Origin of the sequence: Mycobacterium sp. 852014-52144_SCH5372336 (assembly GCF_001665615.1) — a bacterium.
In the GTDB taxonomy this organism is placed as follows: domain Bacteria; phylum Actinomycetota; class Actinomycetes; order Mycobacteriales; family Mycobacteriaceae; genus Mycobacterium; species Mycobacterium neumannii_A.
Genome location: NZ_LZSW01000003.1, coordinates 1 through 20,035 on the forward strand (window position 1 = coordinate 1; position 20,035 = coordinate 20,035).

Annotated in this window: 19 protein-coding genes; 5 read left to right on the forward strand and 14 right to left on the reverse strand. The window is 67.9% G+C overall.

The features are described from left to right. Nucleotides 1-361: 361 nt before the first annotated feature. Both tyrS and A5759_RS00035 read right to left on the reverse strand, forming a co-directional pair. Entirely contained in the window at nucleotides 362-1,636 is a 1,275-nt protein-coding gene (gene tyrS / locus A5759_RS00030) for a tyrosine--tRNA ligase (protein ID WP_068192285.1), read from the reverse strand. A gap of 18 nt (nucleotides 1,637-1,654) precedes the next feature. Continuing rightward, a complete protein-coding gene (locus tag A5759_RS00035; protein ID WP_068192289.1) occupies nucleotides 1,655-2,266 on the reverse strand; it encodes a DNA-3-methyladenine glycosylase in 612 nt (203 codons plus the stop codon). A gap of 84 nt (nucleotides 2,267-2,350) precedes the next feature. On the opposite strand from A5759_RS00035, the gene A5759_RS00040 reads away from it, so the two are divergent. The 3 genes from A5759_RS00040 to A5759_RS00050 are packed head-to-tail and all read left to right on the forward strand — an operon-like array spanning nucleotide 2,351 to nucleotide 4,496. Then, nucleotides 2,351-3,124, forward strand: a complete 774-nt coding sequence (locus A5759_RS00040; protein WP_068192292.1) for an ABC transporter ATP-binding protein — start codon at nucleotides 2,351-2,353, stop codon at nucleotides 3,122-3,124. Continuing rightward, nucleotides 3,049-3,876: an ABC transporter permease gene (locus A5759_RS00045; protein WP_082961885.1), complete on the forward strand. Its 828-nt coding sequence runs from the start codon at nucleotides 3,049-3,051 to the stop codon at nucleotides 3,874-3,876. The genes A5759_RS00040 and A5759_RS00045 overlap by 76 nt, the downstream gene beginning before the upstream one ends. Before the next feature lie 5 nt (nucleotides 3,877-3,881). Then, nucleotides 3,882-4,496: a TetR/AcrR family transcriptional regulator gene (locus tag A5759_RS00050; RefSeq protein ID WP_066850440.1), complete on the forward strand. Its 615-nt coding sequence runs from the start codon at nucleotides 3,882-3,884 to the stop codon at nucleotides 4,494-4,496. Here the strand turns inward: A5759_RS00050 and A5759_RS00055 are convergent. The 3 genes from A5759_RS00055 to A5759_RS00065 form a co-directional block, all read right to left on the reverse strand. Then, a complete protein-coding gene (locus A5759_RS00055) occupies nucleotides 4,479-4,703 on the reverse strand; it encodes a Trm112 family protein (RefSeq protein WP_174522812.1) in 225 nt (74 codons plus the stop codon). The two genes, A5759_RS00050 and A5759_RS00055, sit on opposite strands and share 18 nt — an antisense overlap. Further along, nucleotides 4,703-5,248 (reverse strand): hypothetical protein, encoded by a 546-nt coding sequence (locus A5759_RS00060; RefSeq protein ID WP_068192298.1) that lies wholly within the window; start codon nucleotides 5,246-5,248, stop codon nucleotides 4,703-4,705. The genes A5759_RS00055 and A5759_RS00060 overlap by 1 nt, the downstream gene beginning before the upstream one ends. Nucleotides 5,249-5,351: 103 nt before the next feature. Then, nucleotides 5,352-8,342 carry an acyl-CoA synthetase gene (locus A5759_RS00065; RefSeq protein WP_369816142.1) on the reverse strand — a complete coding sequence of 997 codons (2,991 nt, stop codon included), beginning with the start codon at nucleotides 8,340-8,342 and terminating at the stop codon, nucleotides 5,352-5,354. Between the two features lie 74 nt (nucleotides 8,343-8,416). Here A5759_RS00065 and A5759_RS00070 point away from each other — a divergent pair, with 74 nt between their 5' ends. Beyond that, the gene (locus A5759_RS00070; RefSeq protein ID WP_068192305.1) at nucleotides 8,417-10,195 is read left to right on the forward strand and encodes an ABC-F family ATP-binding cassette domain-containing protein; all 1,779 of its coding nucleotides are present in this window, start codon (nucleotides 8,417-8,419) and stop codon (nucleotides 10,193-10,195) included. 17 nt (nucleotides 10,196-10,212) lie between these two features. Beyond that, nucleotides 10,213-10,677 carry a hypothetical protein gene (locus tag A5759_RS00075; RefSeq protein WP_068192307.1) on the forward strand — a complete coding sequence of 155 codons (465 nt, stop codon included), beginning with the start codon at nucleotides 10,213-10,215 and terminating at the stop codon, nucleotides 10,675-10,677. 10 nt (nucleotides 10,678-10,687) lie between these two features. Here A5759_RS00075 and A5759_RS00080 read toward each other — a convergent pair whose 3' ends face one another. The 9 genes from A5759_RS00080 to argC all read right to left on the reverse strand — a co-directional run bounded on the left by A5759_RS00080 (nucleotide 10,688) and on the right by argC (nucleotide 19,998). Then, nucleotides 10,688-11,563, reverse strand: coding sequence for an alpha/beta hydrolase (locus A5759_RS00080; protein WP_068192311.1), 876 nt, complete (start codon nucleotides 11,561-11,563; stop codon nucleotides 10,688-10,690). Next, nucleotides 11,560-12,972 carry an argininosuccinate lyase gene (gene argH / locus A5759_RS00085; protein WP_068192315.1) on the reverse strand — a complete coding sequence of 471 codons (1,413 nt, stop codon included), beginning with the start codon at nucleotides 12,970-12,972 and terminating at the stop codon, nucleotides 11,560-11,562. Before argH ends, A5759_RS00080 begins: the two co-directional genes overlap by 4 nt. Nucleotides 12,973-13,071: 99 nt before the next feature. Next, nucleotides 13,072-14,271 carry an argininosuccinate synthase gene (locus A5759_RS00090; RefSeq protein WP_068192318.1) on the reverse strand — a complete coding sequence of 400 codons (1,200 nt, stop codon included), beginning with the start codon at nucleotides 14,269-14,271 and terminating at the stop codon, nucleotides 13,072-13,074. After that, the gene (locus A5759_RS00095) at nucleotides 14,271-14,795 is read right to left on the reverse strand and encodes an arginine repressor (RefSeq protein ID WP_197505904.1); all 525 of its coding nucleotides are present in this window, start codon (nucleotides 14,793-14,795) and stop codon (nucleotides 14,271-14,273) included. Before A5759_RS00095 ends, A5759_RS00090 begins: the two co-directional genes overlap by 1 nt. Then, nucleotides 14,762-15,706 carry an ornithine carbamoyltransferase gene (gene argF / locus A5759_RS00100; RefSeq protein ID WP_068192321.1) on the reverse strand — a complete coding sequence of 315 codons (945 nt, stop codon included), beginning with the start codon at nucleotides 15,704-15,706 and terminating at the stop codon, nucleotides 14,762-14,764. The genes A5759_RS00095 and argF overlap by 34 nt, the downstream gene beginning before the upstream one ends. Next, nucleotides 15,703-16,896 carry an acetylornithine transaminase gene (locus tag A5759_RS00105; RefSeq protein WP_068192322.1) on the reverse strand — a complete coding sequence of 398 codons (1,194 nt, stop codon included), beginning with the start codon at nucleotides 16,894-16,896 and terminating at the stop codon, nucleotides 15,703-15,705. The genes argF and A5759_RS00105 overlap by 4 nt, the downstream gene beginning before the upstream one ends. Next, nucleotides 16,893-17,765, reverse strand: a complete 873-nt coding sequence (argB, locus tag A5759_RS00110; protein WP_068192326.1) for an acetylglutamate kinase — start codon at nucleotides 17,763-17,765, stop codon at nucleotides 16,893-16,895. Before argB ends, A5759_RS00105 begins: the two co-directional genes overlap by 4 nt. Then, on the reverse strand, nucleotides 17,762-18,967 hold the full coding sequence (gene argJ / locus A5759_RS00115; RefSeq protein ID WP_068192328.1) for a bifunctional glutamate N-acetyltransferase/amino-acid acetyltransferase ArgJ: 1,206 nt from the start codon (nucleotides 18,965-18,967) through the stop codon (nucleotides 17,762-17,764). The genes argB and argJ overlap by 4 nt, the downstream gene beginning before the upstream one ends. Then, nucleotides 18,964-19,998 (reverse strand): N-acetyl-gamma-glutamyl-phosphate reductase, encoded by a 1,035-nt coding sequence (gene argC, locus A5759_RS00120; protein WP_068192331.1) that lies wholly within the window; start codon nucleotides 19,996-19,998, stop codon nucleotides 18,964-18,966. The genes argJ and argC overlap by 4 nt, the downstream gene beginning before the upstream one ends. Nucleotides 19,999-20,035 lie beyond the last annotated feature (37 nt).

Consider the following 20,035-nt stretch of genomic DNA (forward strand, 5'->3'; position numbering starts at 1 on the left):
AAAACAGGGCATGGCAAAAAACAACAACAAACAAAAACCACCAAACACACTATTGAGTTCTCAAACAACACACCCGCACGGCCGCGCCACTAGTCCGCGGCTTTGAAGCCGCGTACTCGTAGTGCGGACGCTCAGGAACCCACCGAAGTGGGATTTCCCTCTGGGAGTCGCCGCGCTCTTCGGGCTTGGCCCGTGTCGCAGCGACGAGTCCATAAGTTACGTGAGGGAAAAGTAGGAGTCAAATGGCCTGATAGAACGGGTTTTTCAGATCGATACCCGTCGCGCGCACCGGAGTGCGTTGGCTCCTACCGAGGGGTTCAACGCTTCCCCCCGCGTTATTGTTCCCGCCTCGCTCGAGCCCTCAAGCCACCCGTTCGATGCCGGCGATGTTGCGCTTACCGCGACGCAGCACCAGCCACCGCTCATGCAGGAAGTCAGCGGGCTGTGGAACCCATTCTTCGCTATCGACCCGGGCGTTGTTGACGTAGACGCCGCCTTCGGCGACGGTGCGCCTGGCGGCACCCTTGCTCGGCGAGAGCCCACTGGCCACGAGCAGGTCGATGATCGTGTCGGGCCCGCCGGGGTCCAGCTGAGCTACGGCGGCCTCGCGCAGCGCGGCACCCAGTGTCGGCTCGTCCAGCTCTGCCAGCTCGGCCCGGCCGAAAAGAGCCTGGCTGGCGTGCTCGACGGACTGCGTCGCGGCTTCGCCGTGCACCAACGTGGTGAGCTCGCGCGCCAGGCGTCGCTGCGCGGCACGTTCGTGGGCCCGTTCCGCCGTCGCCTGTTCCAGCTCGGTCAACTCCTCGGGCGCCAGGAAGGTGAACCAACGCAAATAGCGGACGACGTCCGCGTCGGCGGTGTTGATGAAGTACTGGTACCAGGCGTACGGGCTCGTCATCTCGGGGTCCAGCCACAGGCTGCCGCCTCCGGTCGACTTACCGAACTTCTTGCCTTCGGAGTCGGTCACCAACGGGGTGGTCAGGGCGTGCACCGTGGCTCCGTCCTTCTGGCGGACCAGCCGGACGCCGGCGATGATGTTGCCCCACTGATCGGAACCGCCGATCTGCAGAGAACAGTCGTAGCGCCGATGCAGCTCCACATAGTCGTTGGCCTGCAGCAGCATGTAGCTGAACTCGGTGTAGGAGATGCCCTCGCCCTCGAGGCGGCGCCGGACGGTGTCGCGGTCGAGCATGACGTTGACAGAGAAGTACTTGCCGACGTCGCGCAGGAACTCGATCGTCGACAGCGGGCCGGTCCACGACAGGTTGTTCTCGATGACGGCCCCGGTGTCGGTGTCGTCGAACTCGACGAAGCGCTCGAGCTGCCCGCGGATACGGTCCGCCCATTCCGCGACGGTGTCGGCGGTGTTCAGCGTGCGCTCCCCGGCATCGCGGGGGTCACCGATCATGCCGGTCGCACCGCCTGCCAGAACGATGGGCCGATGGCCCGCCTGCTGGAAGCGGCGCAGTGTCAGCAGCGGGATGAGATGGCCCGCATGCAGGCTCGGAGCGGTCGGGTCAAAGCCCGAGTAGACGGTGACCGGTCCGGCCCCAAGTGCTTCGGCCAGCGCGTCACGGTCGGTGGATTGCGCGATCAGCCCGCGCCACTCCAATTCGTCGAGGATCGACGTACCCATGCGTGCGATCTTTCCGTACTAGTCGCTTTCTCCGGGAGCCGGTGCCCGCGGGCTCCGCCGATACGCCGACACCTCGGGTCGGCCTTCCAGCCAGAATCGCCAGGGACGGTCGGCGGCCTTGCTCACGCCGACGCGCGGCCCCTCGGCGGCCACATGCCGCTCACCCAGCGTCAACTGGATCGGGCTGTCGGGGCCGAAGATGTCGATCCCGTTGTCTTCCATCGTGATTCCCAGTGCCGAGCACAGGTTGCCCGGCCCTCGAGCCAGCGCAGCGGGGCGGACCGAATCTCCGCGGCGGGCGTATGCGGCGCTCAAACCCGCCTCGATGGCGGCGGCCCTGAGCAGCACGGCACCTGCCACACCGTCCGTCGCGCACACGACGTTGGCGCAGACGTGGATGCCGTGGCTGCGATAGGTGTACAGCCGCCCCGGCGGGCCGAACATCACGCGATTGCGCGTTCCGGGTCCGCGGTACGAATGGGCGGCGGCGTCGGGCCACGGTCCGTCCGGTGGCCCGCCGTAGGCCTCGACCTCGACGATCATTGCGCTGACCCCGCGGCAGGTGAGGTCGGCGCCGAGCAGTCGGTGGGCAGCGGTCAGCGGGTCGACCGACAACAGTTCAGTGGTCACCGTCGACCGGGCCTTTTCGATTCATCGATGGCGATCCTACGGAGGCTCTTGACACGACGGCGCAGCGCGAGGATATTTCATCACATGATGACTTCATCGGCTGATGAATTACTCGAGCAGCGTGTTTCTCCGGCCGTTGAGATCAGGAACCTGCGGGTCATCCGAGGTAATCGCCTGGCAGTCGATGACGTCACGGTGTCCGTCGCCCCCGGCACGATCACGGGCCTGCTCGGACCATCCGGCTGCGGCAAGACGACGCTGATGCGAAGCGTTGTCGGCACCCAGATCATCAGTTCCGGCACGGTGACGGTGCTAGGGAAACCGGCCGGCTCGGCCGGCCTACGCCACCGCGTCGGCTATGTCACCCAGAACCCCACGATCTACGACGACCTACGGGTCATCGACAACGTCCGCTACTTCGCATCGCTGTACGGCACCGGCGCCGACTCCGCCGACGACGCCGTAACCGCCGTAGGGCTCAACGACCACAGAACAGCGTTGGGGGCCAACCTTTCCGGAGGCCAACGTACGCGGGTCTCGCTGGCGTGTGCGTTGGTCTCGCATCCCGATCTGCTGGTGCTCGACGAACCCACCGTGGGACTCGATCCCGTTCTGCGCGTGGAGCTGTGGGCCCATTTTCAGCAGCTGTCCCGCCAAGGGACCACTCTCCTGGTCTCCAGCCATGTGATGGACGAGGCCGACCACTGCGGCGACCTGCTGCTCATGCGTGAAGGCCGGGTGCTCGCCCACACCACGCCCTCGAAACTACGAGAGGACACGAGATGTCAGTCACTGGAGGAGGCGTTTCTGTCCGTCATCAAGCGCAGCACCGCAGCCAGCGCAGCCGGAGCCGACTGAGTCCGCAGGCGTACCTGGCCACCACCGGCCGCATCCTGCGCCAACTCGCCACCGATCACCGCAGTGTCGCGATGATCTTGATCGTGCCGAGCGCGGTCATCGCCCTGATGTACTTCATGTTTCAGAATTCCCCGCACCCGCCCGGCGCACCGAGTCCGTTCAACACCGCCTGCCTGATCATGCTCGGTCTGTTCCCCCTGGTGGTGATGTTTCTGATCACATCGATAACGATGCAGCGGGAACGGGTTTCGGGCACGTTGGAGCGGATCCTGACCACTCCCCTGCGCAGGCTCGACCTGCTCGCGGCGTACGGCACCGCGTTCTCGCTTGCCGCCGCAGCTCAGGCGACGATCGCGTGCGTCGTGTCCTACGCGTTCTTCGGCCTGCACACCGAAGGCAGCCCGGTGTGGGTCTTCACGATCGCGATCATCAACGCCGTCCTCGGAGTCGGGTTGGGATTGTTGTGTAGCGCGTTCGCGCGCACCGAATTTCAGGCCGTGCAGTTCATGCCCGTGGTGATCGTCCCCCAACTTCTGCTGTGCGGGATCATCGTGCCGCGCGCCGTGCTGCCGGAGTGGCTGCAGTGGATCAGCAACGTGATGCCGGCAAGTTACGCTCTGGAGGCGCTGCAACAGGTCGGGGCATACGCAGAGCCGACGTTCACCGTGGTGCGCGACGTCGCGGTCGTCATCGGCTTCGCGGTCGTCTCCCTCTGCCTGGCCGCGGCCACGCTACGACGAAGGACACCGTGACTACGTTGACCACCAACGCCGAACGTAAACGGCCGGGACGCCCACCCGGGCCGTCCGATACCCGTGAACGGATCCTGAACAGTGCGCGGGAGTTGTTCGCGCGCAATGGTATCGACAAGACCTCGATCCGCGCGATCGCGGCGGCGGCGGGCGTCGACCCCGCGCTGGTACATCACTACTTCGGAACCAAGACCCAGCTGTTCGCCGCGGCGATTCACATTCCGATCGATCCCATGCAGGTCATCGGCCCGCTGCAGCAAGTCCCCGTCGAGGAGATCGGCCGCACGCTGCCGTCCCTTCTGCTGCCGCTGTGGGATTCGGAACTGGGTAAGGGTTTCATCGCGACGTTGCGGTCGATCATCGCCGGCAACGACACCTCGTTGGTGCGGTCCTTCCTGCAGGAGGTGATCGCCAGAGAAGTCGGTTCGCGCGTCGACGATCCCCCGGGCAGCGGACCGGTCCGCGTGCAGTTCGTCGCCTCGCAACTGGTGGGCGTGGTGATGGCCCGCTACATCCTCGAACTCGAGCCGTTCAAATCGCTGCCGGTGGACCAGATCGTCGACACCATTGCCCCGAACCTGCAGCGCTACCTCACCGGAGAGCTACCCGGGTTCACCTGATGCGCGATCCAGCATCCGCTGATGCTCGGCGTCATCGGTGATGTCGACGGCCTCGTCGATCAGCAGCACCGGGATGCCATCGTCGATGCGATACGCCCGGCGCAGCCGCGGGTTGTAGAGGAATTCGTCGCCGATGAGCAGCAAGGAGCCCCGGTCCTGCGGGCATACCAGGATGTCGAGCAGTTTCTCGTCGAGGGCCACGGCGATCAGCCGGCCGGGACGGGGACGGCGGGCGTGACGGGAATCCCGGCGATCGACCCGCCGCCGGCAGCGGCCTGCTGCGCGGCGCGCGCCTGCATCTTGCGCTGGTGGGTGATCGTTTCCTTGAGCGCTTCGACCAGCGGCGTCTGATTCGGCCGGTCCTCGAGGGCCTCCTTGAGCGCGATGGCGTTCGCGTTGGAGGGCCGGAAGCCCAGCTTGCGCAGCTTCACGGCGTCGTCGATCAGCACAGAGACCTGGCCGCCGCCGTCGCCCTGCCGGTACTCCTCGTGGATTATCTGCAGTACCTGGTCAGCGTTCACCTTCGGCGCGGTCTCCTCGGCCCTGTTGCAGTCGTCGCCGGTGCATGGTCTCTTCGGGCTGTCGGCTTGCGGCTCGGGCGCCTCGGTCTGAACGGTCGGCTCGGCGGGCTGCGCCACCGCCGTCGGACCCGCGACACCGGTGAGCACACCGACTGTCAACACGCCTCCGGCCATACCGCCGATGACGATGCGGCGCCAGATGTCGCGTGAGCTACCGGTTCGCGATGTCATCAATCCTCCAGCTCGGTGGCGCGGTCGCCAGGCTGCCGACTTACCGCCAGCGGGAGCCTAACAGCGCTCGGCCCCGCCGGCAGGTCGTCATGACCGACCTTCGCTACTGGCCTTCGGCGATCTCGGAGCGGACCGCCACGGTCAGCCGCTTGTACCGATTCGTATCGGGGTCGAGGTACCACGCGTTACGCGACGGCTTCGGAACGCCCTCCGCTTGCAGCGGGCTGACCAGCGGCCGGTAGGACGCGCTGAGCGCCATCCCCGGCACCACATGGACGATGTCGGGTGGTTCGCCGACGGCCAGGTTCGCGAGGGCCTCGGTCAGGTCGGCAGACGGAATGCTGCCGCCGGGCTGCAACTCCAACGCCGTGATGGCCAGCTGGCGTCCGTTGGCTTGCACCCCGTAGGTGACCGCGAGGTCGACCGCGCCGAGGCAGCCGACCGCATCGTTGACGGTCGATGAGTAGACGCAGCCACGGTCGGTCTGGATGACCAGTCCGCGGCTGTCGACAAGCCAGTAGTCGCCATCGTCGTCGCGACGGAACAGGTACTCCGTGGACACCCAGGTGTCGGCCGGGGCGAAAACGCCCCGCTTGATCGGGGCGGTCGGGTCGACCGGCCCGCGTGGCCGGGCGAGCAGCACACCGACTTCGTTGGTCTCGGCGCGGCGGACGAAGCCCTGGTCGTCCTCCAGGATCAGGTCCTCGGCGGGGTCGTAGGCCGCCAGCGCGAGTTCGCGTGCACCCGGCAGCGGGCGGCCCTTGCTGCCGATCTTCGCGCCGGACACGTTGGCCAGCACGGCTTGTCCGTCGGTGGTCGCGAAGAACTCGACGACATGGGCGGGTTGGAAGATCTCAACCACACGCTTCCACAGTCCGGTCGGCATGCCCGAACCGATGAACAGCCGAACCGGGTGGCTGCCGTGCAGCGCGAACGACGGGTCGTCGATGACGTCGCGCAGCATCGCCCACGTGTAGCTGACGACCGTGACGCCGTACTGGCGAAGCTCGTTGAGGAACCGGTCCGGTCGCAGGCTGCGCGACAGCGCGATCCGCGAGCCGCCGACGGTGGCGCCGCCGATCGCCACCAACAGGGCGGACTGGTGGTGTAGCGGCGTCAGGCAGTAGACCGTGTCGCTGCGGCTGAGGTTGGCCGCCGACGCGGTGCCGAACGCCGAGATCGCCCACCGAGCGTTGGTGATCTGACGAGCGACCAGGTCGCCGCTGATCGAGCTGAAACCGATGAAGGCCAGGTCGCGGGCCAGACCCGGGTTCGGCCGGTACCACCCGGGCAGGTCGACCGCTTCCGGATCGATCTTCTCCATGTCGATGACGTCGCTGTCCTCGGGAACGTCGAGGTCGCGGGCCTCACCGCCGCCGAGCACCAGCACACGCATATCGAGTCGCCGAGCGGCTTCGAGGTTGCTGGGGTCGGTGATGATGTCGGACACCGAGCCGAGCCGGGCAGCGGTGGGCAGATCGACGTCCGGCGGCATGAGCACCGCCACCGCGCCCAGTCGCGAGAGCGCGGCGATTGCCACCAGTGCGCTGGGCCTAGTTTCCATCAGGACGCCGACGCGCGTGCCTTGGCGTACCCCGACCTCGATGAGGCCTCGGACGACGTTGTTGATGCGCCGGTCCACTGCTTCATAGGTGTGGACTCGGCCGTCGAACAGCAGGCAGTCACCGCGCGGGAAGTCGCGGGCCTGTTCGGACATGATGCGGCCGAACGAGATTCGGGTGTGCTCGTTGATCTGGCCGAGCCGAGCCAGGCGCGGCAGCGTGCGCGCCGTCTCGACGGCCAGTGCTCTGGCCGACTTGTTGGCGCTCACCACGGCATCGGCAGCCGAGCGGGCCAGGGTCCACGCCATCTCGGTCGCCGCGGCGGTGCCGTGCGCCAGGCGTGAGCTGATCGAGACGCCGGTCTCGTTGGGTTCGGCTTGCTGCAGGGCCATCGGGTTGACGCCTTCGGGCCGCTCGCCGGTGCCGTCGAGCCACTTGACCCACTGCGCCACCGCCGGCCACGTCTGGCTTGATGCCTTCGATCCGACGACAAGCCCGAAATGGCCTGCGCGAATGAGGAATTCGTAGACATCGGCCTTCGGGGCGGCGCGCTTGATACCGCGCACCGAAGCCGGCTGGCCGATGTCGTCGACTTCGCCGACCACGGCCAGCACCGGGCACTCGATATCCGACAGCGTGACCAGGTCACCGTGAATCGAGAAGCCGCCGCTCATCATCCGGTTGTGCGCGATGAACTGTTTCAGCAGCTCGGCGATGGCGGGGCCCGACCACGCAATCCAGCCATCGGAGGCCAGGAACCGGCGTTGCTGCTCGCGGGGCAACAGGGCCTCGCGATCGTGTAGCTGACGCAGGAAGTCAAGGCGCGACTGGGCGGTCTTGATCGGGTCGAGCATCTGGAAGCCGGTGCGGGCCAGCCAGCCCGGGATGTCGATCCGGCTGAACACGTGGTCGGCCATGAAATCGGCGGCCGCGGGCGCGACACTGGCGGGCAGGTTCATCGGCAGCGCGGCCAAGGTGTCGACCGGCGAGCCGAATGCGATGATGCTCGCCAGATCCTTCGACCTGCGGTAGGCCGCGACCTGGTAGGCGAACATTCCGCCCTGCGAGTAGCCGGCCAGATGCACGTCGCGACCGGTGACCTCTTTGACGGTGTCGATGGCCTCGCTGAGCGCGACGACGTGGTCGGCCAGCGTGCGTTCCATACCGCCTTCGACCTTGTCGGGTGAGCCGAAGTCGATGACCCACGGGTCGACGCCCGCCTTGTGCAGGATGCCGACGGCGCCGTCGTCGCGGGTGACGTCCCACATGTCGGCGGACATCATCATCGGGTGCACCATCAGCACGGGCGGGCCGGGTTGCTTGGATCCCGGCCTCGTGTCGGGCGGGAAATAGCGCCGCAACCGGTACATCGGCACGCTCTGGATGATCTGGAACGGCGAGGGTACGGCGCCGGTTTCCAGGCCGCCGTACCGCAGCACCTCCAGCCCGTTCTGGGCGGTGGCCACCAGCCGTCCGACCGGGTTCGTTATCGCCGACAGATCCACGCCGCACGCTCCCCTTCTGGCCGCCATAGAACCCCCGAATCGGCCGACGTCATCATGGCACAGGGGCCCGGCGGGCAGGGCCGACCTATCATCGGCGGCTGATGGCGAACCTGATCAATGTCGAGCGTGCGACCGTCGGCTACGGCACCCGCACGCTTCTCGATGCGGTCAGCCTGGGCATCGACGACGGCGACGCGATCGGCGTGGTCGGGCGCAACGGCGACGGCAAGACCACGCTGTTGCAGATCTTGACGCTCACCCGCGAGCCGGATTCGGGCCGGGTGACCCACACCTCGGGGTTGTCGGTGGGCTATTTGCGGCAGAGTGACGACTTCGCCGCCGATTCCATCGTGCGCGACGTGATCGTCGGTGGCCGTCCCGATCACGTCTGGGCGGCCGAACCCGAGACCCGCGACGTCGTCTCGCACCTATTGGCCGACGTCTCCCTCGACAGTGCGGTCGGCCGGCTCTCCGGCGGCGAGCGGCGCCGGGTGGCGCTGGCCGCGGTGCTGATCGCCGGTCATGACGTCCTCGTGCTCGACGAGCCGACCAACCACCTCGACGTCGAGGTGATCGGCTGGCTGGCCGCACACCTCAATCGGCGCCGGGCCAAGGCACTGGTGGTGGTGAGCCACGACCGCTGGTTCCTCGACGCGGTGTGCACAAGGACGTGGGAGGTGCATGCCAGCAGCGGAAAAGGGAAGGTGGACGGCTACGAAGGCGGTTACGCGGCCTACGTGCTCGCGCGGGCAGAGCGGATGCGGCTGGCGGCCGGTGCCGAGGCGCGCAGGCAGAACCTCATGCGCAAGGAGCTGGCATGGCTGCGGCGCGGACCCCCGGCGCGGACGTCGAAACCGAAGTTCCGCATCCAGGCCGCCAACGAGTTGATCGCCAACGAACCGCTGCCACGGGACTCCCTGGTTCTGCAGCGGTTCGCCACCACCCGGCTGGGCAAGGACGTGTTCGACCTGCACCGGGTGCGGCTCGAGATGGGCGACACCGTGGTGCTGGACCAAATCGACTGGTCGATCGGGCCCGGCGCGCGGATCGGACTGGTCGGCGTCAATGGCACCGGCAAGACGTCGGTGCTGCGACTGCTGGCAGGTGAGCTAGCGCCGACGGCGGGCACGATCAAGCGGGGCGCGACGCTGCGGATCGGCTATCTCAGCCAGGCCCTGGCCGAACTCGACGGCGCCGACCGGGTGCTGGACGCGGTCGAGAACCGGCGGCGCATCACGGAGTTGGCCGGCGGTGGCGAGATCAGCGCCGACACGTTGCTCCGGGACTTCGGGTTCACCGGCGACAAGCTGACGACGCGGGTGTCGGAGCTCTCAGGTGGTGAACGGCGCAGGTTGCAGTTTCTGCGGCTGCTGCTCGACGAACCCAACGTGCTGCTGCTCGACGAGCCCACCAACGACCTCGATATCGACACGTTGACCGTCATCGAGGATTACCTCGACGGCTGGCCGGGCACGCTGATCGCCGTCACCCACGATCGCTACTTCCTCGAACGGGTCTCCGATGTCACCTACGCGCTGACGGGTGGTGGTCGCTGCGAGCTGCTGCCGGGCGGAATCGAGCAGTATTTGTCGGACCGGGCGGCGGCGGCGTCACCGGGTCCTGCATCGACGGCGGGTGCAGCGACGGCGGGTTCGCAAGGGGAAACGGCGTCGGCGCGGGAGCGACGCACCGGCAAGGAGATGGCGCGCATCGAGGGGCAGCTGGAGAAATTGGAGTCCCGCATCGCCGCACTGCACGAGTCCATGGCCGAGGCCGCCGCGGACCATGTCCGGCTGGGCGAGCTCAACGCCGAACTCCAAGAGCTGTTGAACCGCAAGGAATCTCTCGAAGAAGCGTGGCTGGCCGCCGCTGACGGCTGACGTCCTAGCCGGGGAGCATGGCAACCAGATCGATCGGTGTCACCGCGCTCGCCGGGGTCGCTCTGCTCCTGCCGGGGTGCGGCTCGGGCGCCGAACCCCAGTCCACGGTGACCGTCACGGAGTCCGCCTCGCCCTCGAGCAGTCCGCAGGCCCCGCCGCCGCAGACCACACCGCCGCCTGCGGCGCCGCAGACGGGAGCAGCCGCCCCCGCCCGGCCGGCCCGCAATCAATGCGTCCGCCTCGAACCCGCACCGGATGCTCGGTACCAGGTGTACGACGCGGGGTCAGCAGTCGTCACGTTCGCTGACGGTCGCCTCACCCTCGAGTCGGTGACGCCGGCCGAGGGTTGGACGCATCGGGTCGACGATCAGGAACCCGAGGAGGTCGAGATCTCGTTCCGCAGAGGAGCTGAGGACCTCGACCTGGAAATCGAGGTCGACGACGGTCGTCTCGAGGTCAGCATCTGCAACGACGACGACTGATTCTGGGCGGCTAAGCGAGCACCCGGCGCAGGAACGCGATCTGATCCGCGATCACGCGCTGCCGGACGTCGTCGCGGTAGAAGTCGAAATGGGCGAGGTCGTAGCTCTTTAGCTCACCTCGGGGCGCGAGTTCCGCCAGTCGTGCCGCGTCGGCCTCTTGAGTTTCCTTGTCCCGCTTGCCGATGCACACCAACGCGGGCGCACGCACCCGTGGTGCATGGTCGCCGGGCTTGTAGCGCATCATCGTGAACAGCGCTCGCGGTGCGACCTCGTTGCGCCAGGTCGGGCTCTGCATGCCCTCGATGGTCTGGTGCGCCTCGGAAGTGGCCATGACCGCGAGCTCACCCGGCTCTCCCACCGCTTTGATGTAAGCGGGCGATGCGCCCAGAGCGCCGCGCACGGTGTCGGTGGTCATCGCCCACACCAACCGCAGAGTGGCGGCCCTCGACCGCCCCTCGACCTTCTTCGGGAATCCATTGAACGGGATCTGGGCGATCACCGCCGCGATCCGTGGGTCGCGTGCCGCGGCCGTGACCACATGGCCACCACCGAGCGAGCTGCCCCACAACACGATGCGGTCGGGGTCGATACCGCTGCGGCCGCGAGCGAACGTGACCGCTGCGGCAATGTCGTCGAGTTGGCCGCCGATATCCACCAGTTGCCTTGGTTCACCTTGGCTTTCACCGAAGTTGCGGTAGTCGAACGTGAGGGCCGCGTAACCGGCGGCGGCGAATTCCGTCGCGTTCGCCGTCAACGCCGGGGTGTCCTGCGTGCCGCCGAAGCCGTGGCACAGCACCACACACGGCCGGGTTTCGTCGGGGTCGCCGTTGTAGAGGTGGCCGACCAGAGTCGTCGCACCGGAGCGGAATTCGACGCGTTCGGTCATCTCCTCAACCGTAGCCGCAGCCGGTCAGCGGTTTCGCGCACGGCGCCGAGCTGCCGGGCGACCTGCGTCGGTGCGGTGCCGCCGCGGGCGTCGCGGGAGTCGACCGATCCCTCGACGGTCAGGACGTCACGCACCTGCGGGGTGAGTTCGGGATGGATTGCGGCGAGTTCGGCGTCCTCGAGTTCTTCCAGCGCGATGCCGCGCGCTTCGGCCGCGCGCACCGCGGCACCCGCCGCCTCATGCGCCACCCGGAACGGCACTCCCCTGCGCACAAGCCATTCGGCGACGTCGGTGGCCAGGGTGTAGCCGAGCGGCGCGAGCTCGGTCATCCGGTCGACGTCGAAGCGCAACGTCGCCACCAGCCCCGCCATGGCCGGCAGCAGGAGTTCGAGCTGCGCGACGGAGTCGAACACCGGTTCCTTGTCCTCCTGCAGGTCCCGGTTGTAGGCCAACGGTTGAGCTTTGAGCGTCGCCAGCAGCCCGGTGAGGTTGCCGATCAACCGGCCGGACTTGCCGCGGGCGAGTTCGGCGATGTCGGGGTTCTTCTTCTGCGGCATGATGGAGCTACCGGTCGACCAGGCGTCGTGCAGGGTGACGTAGCCGAATTCGGTTGTGCTCCATAAGATGATGTCCTCGGCCAGCCGGGACAGGTCGACGCCGATCATCGAGAACACGAATGCCGCCTCCGCGGCGAAGTCCCGCGATGCGGTGGCGTCGATCGAATTGTCGGCGGCGGTGTCGAAGCCGAGATCCTCGGCGATCGCGTCGGGGTTCAAGCCCAGGGACGACCCGGCCAGCGCACCGGACCCGTAGGGCGATACCGCGGCCCGCTTGTCGAAGTCGGCCAGGCGGTCGACGTCGCGCAGCAACGGATGCGCATGCGCCAGTAGGTGATGCGCGAGGAGCACGGGTTGTGCGGACTGCAGATGCGTCTTGCCCGGCATGATCGCGGTCGGGTGCGCGGCCGCCTGGGTCGCCAACGCGTCGACGACCTGCAGAGCCCCGTCGGCGACGCGCCTGATCGCGTCGCGCAGCCACATCCGAAACAGCGTGGCCACCTGGTCGTTTCGCGACCGGCCCGCCCGCAACCGGCCGCCGAGTTCCGCACCGACCCGATCGATCAGGCCGCGCTCGAGGGTGCCGTGCACGTCTTCGTCCGTCACCAGCGGTTCGAAGCTGCCGTCGGCGACGTCGGCGGCCAGGCTGTCGAGGCCCGCGAGCAACCCGTCGCGCTGATCGTCGGTCAGTAGCCCGGCGCCGTGCAGCACCTGCGCGTGCGCCTTCGACGCCCGGATGTCGTAAGGAGCGAGCACCCAGTCGAAGTGGGTCGACTTCGACAGGGCCGCGAGCGCGTCGGACGGTCCGTCGGCGAACCGTCCGCCCCACAGCGAGCCTTCGTTCGTGCTCATCTCAGGACCCTCACTTCCGGCGAGTGACCGCGTTTGTACGTCCGAACCCGGCGTGTCGCCGTACAGACACGGTCGCTCGCGGTAGTGGAGCGGAGGGCATCACGTGTCGAGGTCCCGGCGGGCGGCGATGCTGGACGACAGACCGTGGATCTGCACGAAACCGCGGGCCGCCGACTGGTCGAACGTATCGCCCTCGTCGTAGGTGGCGAGGTTGAAGTCGTAGAGCGACTCGGCGCTGCGGCGGCCGTTCACCGCGATGTGTCCGCCGTGCAACACCAGCCGGATCTCTCCGGTCACGTGCTCCTGGGTCTTGGCGACGAAGGACTCGAGCGCGGTCTTCAGCGGCGAGTACCAGAGCCCGTCGTAGACCAGCTCCCCCCACTTCTGATCGGTGTGGCGCTTGAAGCGGCCGAGTTCGCGCTCCAGCGTGACGTGTTCGAGTTCGGTGTGCGCGGTGATCAACACCATCGCACCCGGCGCCTCGTAGATCTCGCGGCTCTTGATGCCGACCAGCCGGTCCTCAACCACATCGAGCCTGCCGACACCCTGTTCGCCGGCCCGGCGGTTCAACTCCTCGATCGCCTGCAGCACCGTCACCGGGCGCCCGTCGATCGACACCGGCACGCCACGGTCGAAACCGATGATCACCTCGTCGGGTGTGCTCCAGTTGACCGTCGGATCCTCCGTGTAGTCGTAGACGTCCTTGGTCGGGGCGTTCCACAGATGCTCGAGGAAGCCGGTCTCCACGGCGCGACCCCAGACGTTCTGATCGATCGAGAACGGCGAACGCTTGGTGACGTTGATCGGGATCGCGTTCTCCTCGGCGAACGCGATCGCCTTCTCCCGTGTCCAGGCGTAGTCACGCACCGGCGCCAGCACCTTGAGATCCGGCGCCAGCGAAGCGAACCCGACCTCGAAGCGAACCTGGTCGTTGCCCTTGCCGGTGCAGCCGTGCGCGACGGTGCCGCCGCCGTGCTCGCGCGCCGCGGCCACGAGGTGCTTGACGATCAGCGGTCGGCTCAGCGCCGAGACCAGTGGGTAGCGGTCCATGTAGAGCGCGTTCGACTGGATCGCGGGTAGGCAGTACTCGTCGGCGAACTCGTCCTTGGCGTCGACGACGACGGCTTCCACGGCGCCGCAGTCGATGGCGCGCTTGCGCACAACCTCCATGTCCTCGCCGCCCTGGCCGAGATCGATTGCGACAGCGACGACCTCGCGCCCGGTCTCCTTGCCGATCCAGCTGATCGCCACCGAGGTGTCCAGGCCACCGGAATAGGCCAGGATGACGCGTTCGGACATCAGCAGGTCTCCTTTTGTCTAATGCTCTCGAGTTTCGTTGCCAGTTCGGCGCCGGTCATCGGCTCACGCGCGACGACCAGGATGGTGTCGTCGCCGGCGACGGTGCCGACGACGAACGGAAGGGCCGCGCGGTCCATCGCGCTGGCAAGGTAGTGCGCCGCCCCGGGCGGGGTGCGCAGGATGGCCAGGTTGCCGCTGGAGTCGGTCGACACGAGCAGTTCGGCCAGCAGCCGCGACATCCTCTCGGTGCCACCGGAAACGCCGCGCACCGGGCTGCCGTCCTCGGGGACGATGTACACGCCGACGCCGCCGTCGGCGCCGCGCAGTTTCACCGCGCCGAGTTCTTCCAGATCGCGCGACAGCGTGGCCTGCGTGACCTCGATGCCCTCCTCGGCCAGCAGGGCGGCCAACTCGGTCTGGCTGTGCACCGATCGCGACGACAGGATCGCCACGATGCGGGCCTGCCGCCCGGCACGAGTCGCCGCGGAAGTCACTGCCCGGCTCCCGCCCGCTCCAGCAGCCACACCAGCAGCGCCTTCTGCGCGTGCAGGCGGTTCTCGGCTTCATCCCACACCGCGCTCTGCGCCCCGTCGATCACCTCGTCGGTGATCTCCTCCCCGCGGTGCGCCGGAAGGCAGTGCAGCACAACCGCATCGGCGTCGGTACGGCCCAGCAGGGCTTCGTTGACCTGATACGGCCGGAACGGCCCCACCCGGTCCAGGCCGTCGTTCTCCTGACCCATCGACGTCCACGTGTCGGTGACCAGGACGTCGGCACCGTCGGCCGCTGCGTTCGCATCGGCGGTCACCGTGACCGTCGCACCGGTCTCCGAAGCCCGTTTCTGTGCGGCGTCGACGAAGTCCGGATGCGGTTGGAAGCCGTCCGGTGCCGCGATCGTCACATCGACGCCCGCCGTGACGCCGCCCAGCATGAGCGAGTGCGCCATGTTGTTGGCCCCGTCGCCGAGGTAGGTTATCCGCAAGCCCGCCAACCTGCCCTTGCGCTCGGCAAGCGTCTGCAGATCGGCCAGCACCTGGCACGGGTGGAACTCGTCGGACAGCGCGTTGACGATCGGCACGCTCGCACCCGCGGCCATCGCGGTCAGCCGGTCTTGTGCGAAGGTGCGCCACACAATCGCCTTGACGTAGCGCGACAGCACCCGGCCGGTGTCCTCCAGCGTCTCGTCTCGACCCAGCTGAGTGCTGCGGCCGTCGACCACGACGGCGTGGCCACCGAGTTGGGCAACGCCCAACTCGAACGAGAACCGGGTCCGCGTGGAGTTCTTGTCGAAGATCACCGCCACGCCGCTCGGACCTTCCAGAGGGCGACGGCTGAACGGCTGAGCTTTCAATTCGGCCGCCAAAGCGAGCACCTCGGCCTGCTCGGCGGGGCTCAGATCGTCGTCACGCAGGAAATGCCGGATGGTTGCGGTCATGAGGTTGCGCCCTTTTCAGAGCCGGTGTCGAGGACGGCGGGAAGCGCGGCGAGGAAGTCGTCGACCTGGGCCTCGCTGATCACCAGCGGCGGGGCCAGCCGGACCACGTCGGGAGCCGCGGCGTTGACGAGGAAGCCGGCGTCGCGGGCCGCGGCCTCGACGGCTTTGGCTGCTTCGGCGGTCAGCACGACACCGAGCAGCAGGCCGCGGCCGCGGACGTGGTCGATCAACGGATGCCCGGTGGCCTCGATGCCCGTCGACAGCATTTTGCCGAGCACGTCGGCGCGGCTGATCAGATCGTCGTCGGCCAGCACCCGCAGCACCGCCAGCGCGGCGGCGGTGCAGACAGGGTTGCCGCCGAACGTGCTGCCGTGCAATCCGGGCGTCAGCAGCTCCGCGGTGGCGCCCGTCGCGATGCATGCGCCGATCGGCAACCCGCCGCCGAGGCCCTTGGCCAGGGTTACGACATCCGGAGTGATCCCGTCGTGCTGATGCGCGAAAAACGCTCCGGTGCGGCCCATTCCGGTCTGCACCTCGTCGAGCACCAGCAGCGCGTTGTGCTGCGCGGTGATCTCGCGGGCGGCGACGAGGTAGCCGGCGGGCGGAACCACGACCCCGCCTTCGCCCATGATCGGCTCGAGAAACACCGCGGCGGTTTCGTCGTCGACGGCGGCTCGCAGCGCATCGATGTCGCCGTAGGGCACATGGGTCACCTCACCCGGCAGCGGCGCGAACGGCGCCTGCTTGGAGGGCTGGCCGGTGAGCGCAAGAGAGCCCATGGTGCGACCGTGGAAGGCGCCTTGCGCCGCAACCAGTTTCGTGCGCCCAGTGAGTCGTGTGATCTTGAAAGCGACTTCGTTGGCTTCGGTGCCGGAGTTGCAGAAGAACACCCTGGCCGGCGCGGCCGGCCCCGCTCCGAGCAGCCCGACCAGCGCTTCGGCCAGCGCGACACCGGGTTCGGTCGCATACAGGTTCGACGTGTGGCCCAGCGTGTTGAGCTGAGCAGTGACGGCTTCGATGACCGCGGGATGTCGGTGGCCCAGGATGTTGACCGCGATGCCGCCGAGCAGATCGACATAGGTCTTGCCGTCGACGTCGGTCACCACCGCGCCGTCACCGCTGGACAGCGCCAGCGGCGGGGTGCCGTAGTTGTTCATCATCACGGTCTGCCACCGCTCCAGCAGGGTCATGACCGCACCACTTTCGTCCCCGTCCCCTCGTCGGTGAGCAGTTCGACCAGCACGCAATGCTCGACGCGGCCGTCGATGACGTGCGCGCTCGGCACACCGCCGGCGACCGCGCGCAGGCACGCCTCGATCTTGGGCACCATTCCGGCCTCCAGTGTCGGCAGCATTTGCGTCAGTGCAGCGGAGTCGATTTCACTGACCAGCGAGCCGCGGTCGGGCCAATTCGTATACAGGCCCTCGACATCGGTGAGCATCAGCAGCTTCTCGGCGCCCAACGCCTCGGCCAGCGCAGCGGCCGCCGTGTCGGCGTTGATGTTGTGCACCACCCCGCCGATGTCGGGAGCGATGGTCGACACCACCGGAATCCGGCCCGCGGCAATGAGGTCCAGCAACGATTCGGCGTTGACCCTCTCGACGTCGCCGACCAGGCCGATGTCAGTGGCCACACCGTCGACGGTCACGCTGCGCCGCACCGCGGTGAACAACTGGGCATCCTCGCCGGTGACCCCGACCGCGTACGGGCCGTGGGCGTTGATCAGCCCGACCAGTTCCCGGCCGACCTGACCGAACAGCACCATGCGCGCCACGTCCAGCACCTCGGGTGTGGTGACCCGGAATCCGCCCTTGAAATCGCCTTGAATGCCGAGGCGTTTGAGCATCGCGCTGATCTGCGGGCCGCCGCCATGTACCACGACGGGATGGACGCCGCAGTTACGCAGGAAGACCATGTCGGCGGCGAACGCGGCCTTGAGCACGTCGTCGGTCATCGCGTTGCCGCCGTACTTGATCACGACGGTCTTGCCGTGCAGCTGTTTGAGCCACTCCAGTGCTTCGGCCAGAACCTTTGCCTTGACCGGGGTTTCAACGCTCATGAGCTGTACGCCGAGTTCTCTTCGACGTAACCGTGCGACAGGTCGGTGGTGCGGACGGAGGCCTGCGCCGACCCGTCGCCGAGGTCGATGGTGACGGTGATGTCGGCACCGGAGAGATCCACGTCGCGTGAACCCGGTTGCGGCGCCCCGTCCCGCCAGACCGCAAACCCGTTGAAGGATACGGTGACCCGCTCCGGATCCACCTTGAACGGCGCCATGCCGATGGCTGCCAGCACCCGACCCCAGTTCGGGTCCGAGCCGAACAGCGCGGTCTTGACCAGGCTGTCCCGCGCGACGATGCGGGCGCCGAGCAGCGCGTCGTCCTCGGAAGCCGCACCGGCCACCGTGATGACGATCCGTTTCGTCACACCCTCGGCGTCGGCCTGCAGCTGCTGGCACAGGTCGTCGCACACCCTCAGGATCGCCTCGTCGAGTTCGCTCTGGCTGGGCTTGACCGCGCTGGCGCCGGACGACAGAAGCAATACCGAGTCATTCGTCGAACAGCTGCCGTCGACGTCGAGACGGTCGAAGGTCAGCGAGGTGGCCTTGCGCAGCGCCTCGTCGAGTGCGGCGGAATCGGCGACGGCGTCGGTGGTGAGCACGCACAGCATCGTGGCCAGCGACGGGGCGATCATGCCTGCGCCCTTGGCCATTCCGCCGACGGTCCAGTTGTCGGCGTGGTGCAGCGCGACCTGCTTGGGCACGGTGTCGGTGGTCATGATGGCCCGCGCGGCCTCTTCGCCGCCGTGGAGTCCACCCGACAGTTCGTGCACGATCTCGGTGACGCCGGGGAGCACTTTGTCCATCGGCAGCCGGTCGCCGATCAGCCCGGTCGAACATACCGCGACCTCGATCGCGCCGGTTTCGGTGCCCCAGTCGCTCAACGCCGCCGCGACCGCCTCGGCGGTGGCGTGGGTGTCCTGGAAGCCCTGCGGCCCGGTGCAGGCGTTGGCGCCGCCGGAGTTCAGGATCACCGCGCGCAGGCGGCCGGTGGTGAGCACTTGGCGGCTCCACAGCACCGGCGCGGCCTTGACCTGATTGCGGGTGAACACCCCTGCAGCGGCGTAGTCGGGACCCTCGTTGAACACCAACGCCAGGTCCAGCGCGCCGGATGCTTTAATGCCTGCGGCGATTCCGGTCGCGCGGAAGCCTTCGGGGGCCGTGACGCCCTGGGTGCGAAGCAGCCTGGTTCCGGAAGTCACGGTGCCATGCCCACGATCGAAAGCCCCTCGGTCTCGGGCCAGCCCAGCGCCAGGTTCATCGACTGCACCGCGGCGCCGCCGGTGCCTTTGACGAGGTTGTCGATCGCGGCGACGGCGATCAACGTCTTCGCATCCTCGTCCAGGGCGACGGCCAGCTGGGCGGCGTTGCTGCCCAGCACCGAACCCGTCTTCGGCAGTTGCCCTTCGGGAAGCACATGGACGAACGGCTCGGCGTCGTAGGCCTTTTCGTAGGCGGCGCGGATCTCCGGTAGCGAGGCGTCCGTGCGCGCGGTGCAGGTGGCCAGGATGCCGCGAGAGGTCGGTATGAGCACCGGTGTGAACGACACCGTCACGTCTTTATTGCCGACCGCGCGCAGCCCCTGGGCGATCTCCGGTGTGTGCCGGTGCTTACCGCCGATGTTGTACGCGCGTGCCGAGCCGATCACCTCGGCGCCCAGCAGATCGGGTTTGGCGGCCCGGCCCGCCCCCGACGCGCCGCTGACCGACACCACGGTCACGGCTGGCTCGATGAGGTCCTCTGCCACCGCGGGCCACAGCGCGAGCAGGGCCGCGGTCGGATAGCACCCGGGCACGGCGATCCGCCTCGCACCGCGCAGCCGGTCGCGCGCACCCGGAAGCTCCGGCAGCCCGTAGGGCCAGGTACCGGCGTGCTCGGAGCCGTAGAACCGCTCCCAGGCGGCGGCATCGGTGAGCCGGAAGTCGGCGCCGCAGTCCACGATCAGCGTGTCGTCGCCGAGTTGTTCGGCCAGCTGAGCGGAATGCCCGTGCGGCAACCCCAGAAACACCACGTCGTGTCCCCCCAGCACCTCTTCGCCGGTGGCCTCCAGCACGCGGTCGGCCAGCGGCAACAGGTGCGGGTGGTGCTCGGCCAGCGAGGTGCCCGCACTCGCCGCCGCGGTCAGCGCACCGATCGTCAGCCGGCCGTCGGCATAGGCGGGATGTCCGAGAAGCAGGCGTAGGATCTCACCGCCGGCGTATCCGCTGGCGCCCGCTACCGCAACTGAAACCATGCAGGCAATTCTGCATGTTTATGCATACCTATGCAAA

What these genes read in the sequence shown, in the direction of transcription:
- A5759_RS00105 (WP_068192322.1), bottom strand. Translation starts at nt 16,896, where the DNA reads ATGACCCTGCTGGAGCGGTGGCAGACCGTGATGATGAACAACTACGGC.
- A5759_RS00080 (WP_068192311.1), bottom strand. Translation starts at nt 11,563, where the DNA reads ATGACCGAACGCGTCGAATTCCGCTCCGGTGCGACGACTCTGGTCGGC.
- argH (WP_068192315.1), bottom strand. Translation starts at nt 12,972, where the DNA reads ATGAGCACGAACGAAGGCTCGCTGTGGGGCGGACGGTTCGCCGACGGA.
- A5759_RS00075 (WP_068192307.1), top strand. Translation starts at nt 10,213, where the DNA reads ATGGCAACCAGATCGATCGGTGTCACCGCGCTCGCCGGGGTCGCTCTG.
- A5759_RS00040 (WP_068192292.1), top strand. Translation starts at nt 2,351, where the DNA reads ATGATGACTTCATCGGCTGATGAATTACTCGAGCAGCGTGTTTCTCCG.
- argF (WP_068192321.1), bottom strand. Translation starts at nt 15,706, where the DNA reads ATGACCGCAACCATCCGGCATTTCCTGCGTGACGACGATCTGAGCCCC.
- argC (WP_068192331.1), bottom strand. Translation starts at nt 19,998, where the DNA reads ATGGTTTCAGTTGCGGTAGCGGGCGCCAGCGGATACGCCGGCGGTGAG.
- tyrS (WP_068192285.1), bottom strand. Translation starts at nt 1,636, where the DNA reads ATGGGTACGTCGATCCTCGACGAATTGGAGTGGCGCGGGCTGATCGCG.
- argB (WP_068192326.1), bottom strand. Translation starts at nt 17,765, where the DNA reads ATGAGCGTTGAAACCCCGGTCAAGGCAAAGGTTCTGGCCGAAGCACTG.
- A5759_RS00060 (WP_068192298.1), bottom strand. Translation starts at nt 5,248, where the DNA reads ATGACATCGCGAACCGGTAGCTCACGCGACATCTGGCGCCGCATCGTC.
- A5759_RS00045 (WP_082961885.1), top strand. Translation starts at nt 3,049, where the DNA reads ATGTCAGTCACTGGAGGAGGCGTTTCTGTCCGTCATCAAGCGCAGCAC.
- A5759_RS00070 (WP_068192305.1), top strand. Translation starts at nt 8,417, where the DNA reads ATGGCGAACCTGATCAATGTCGAGCGTGCGACCGTCGGCTACGGCACC.
- A5759_RS00065 (WP_369816142.1), bottom strand. Translation starts at nt 8,342, where the DNA reads ATGGCGGCCAGAAGGGGAGCGTGCGGCGTGGATCTGTCGGCGATAACG.
- A5759_RS00090 (WP_068192318.1), bottom strand. Translation starts at nt 14,271, where the DNA reads ATGTCCGAACGCGTCATCCTGGCCTATTCCGGTGGCCTGGACACCTCG.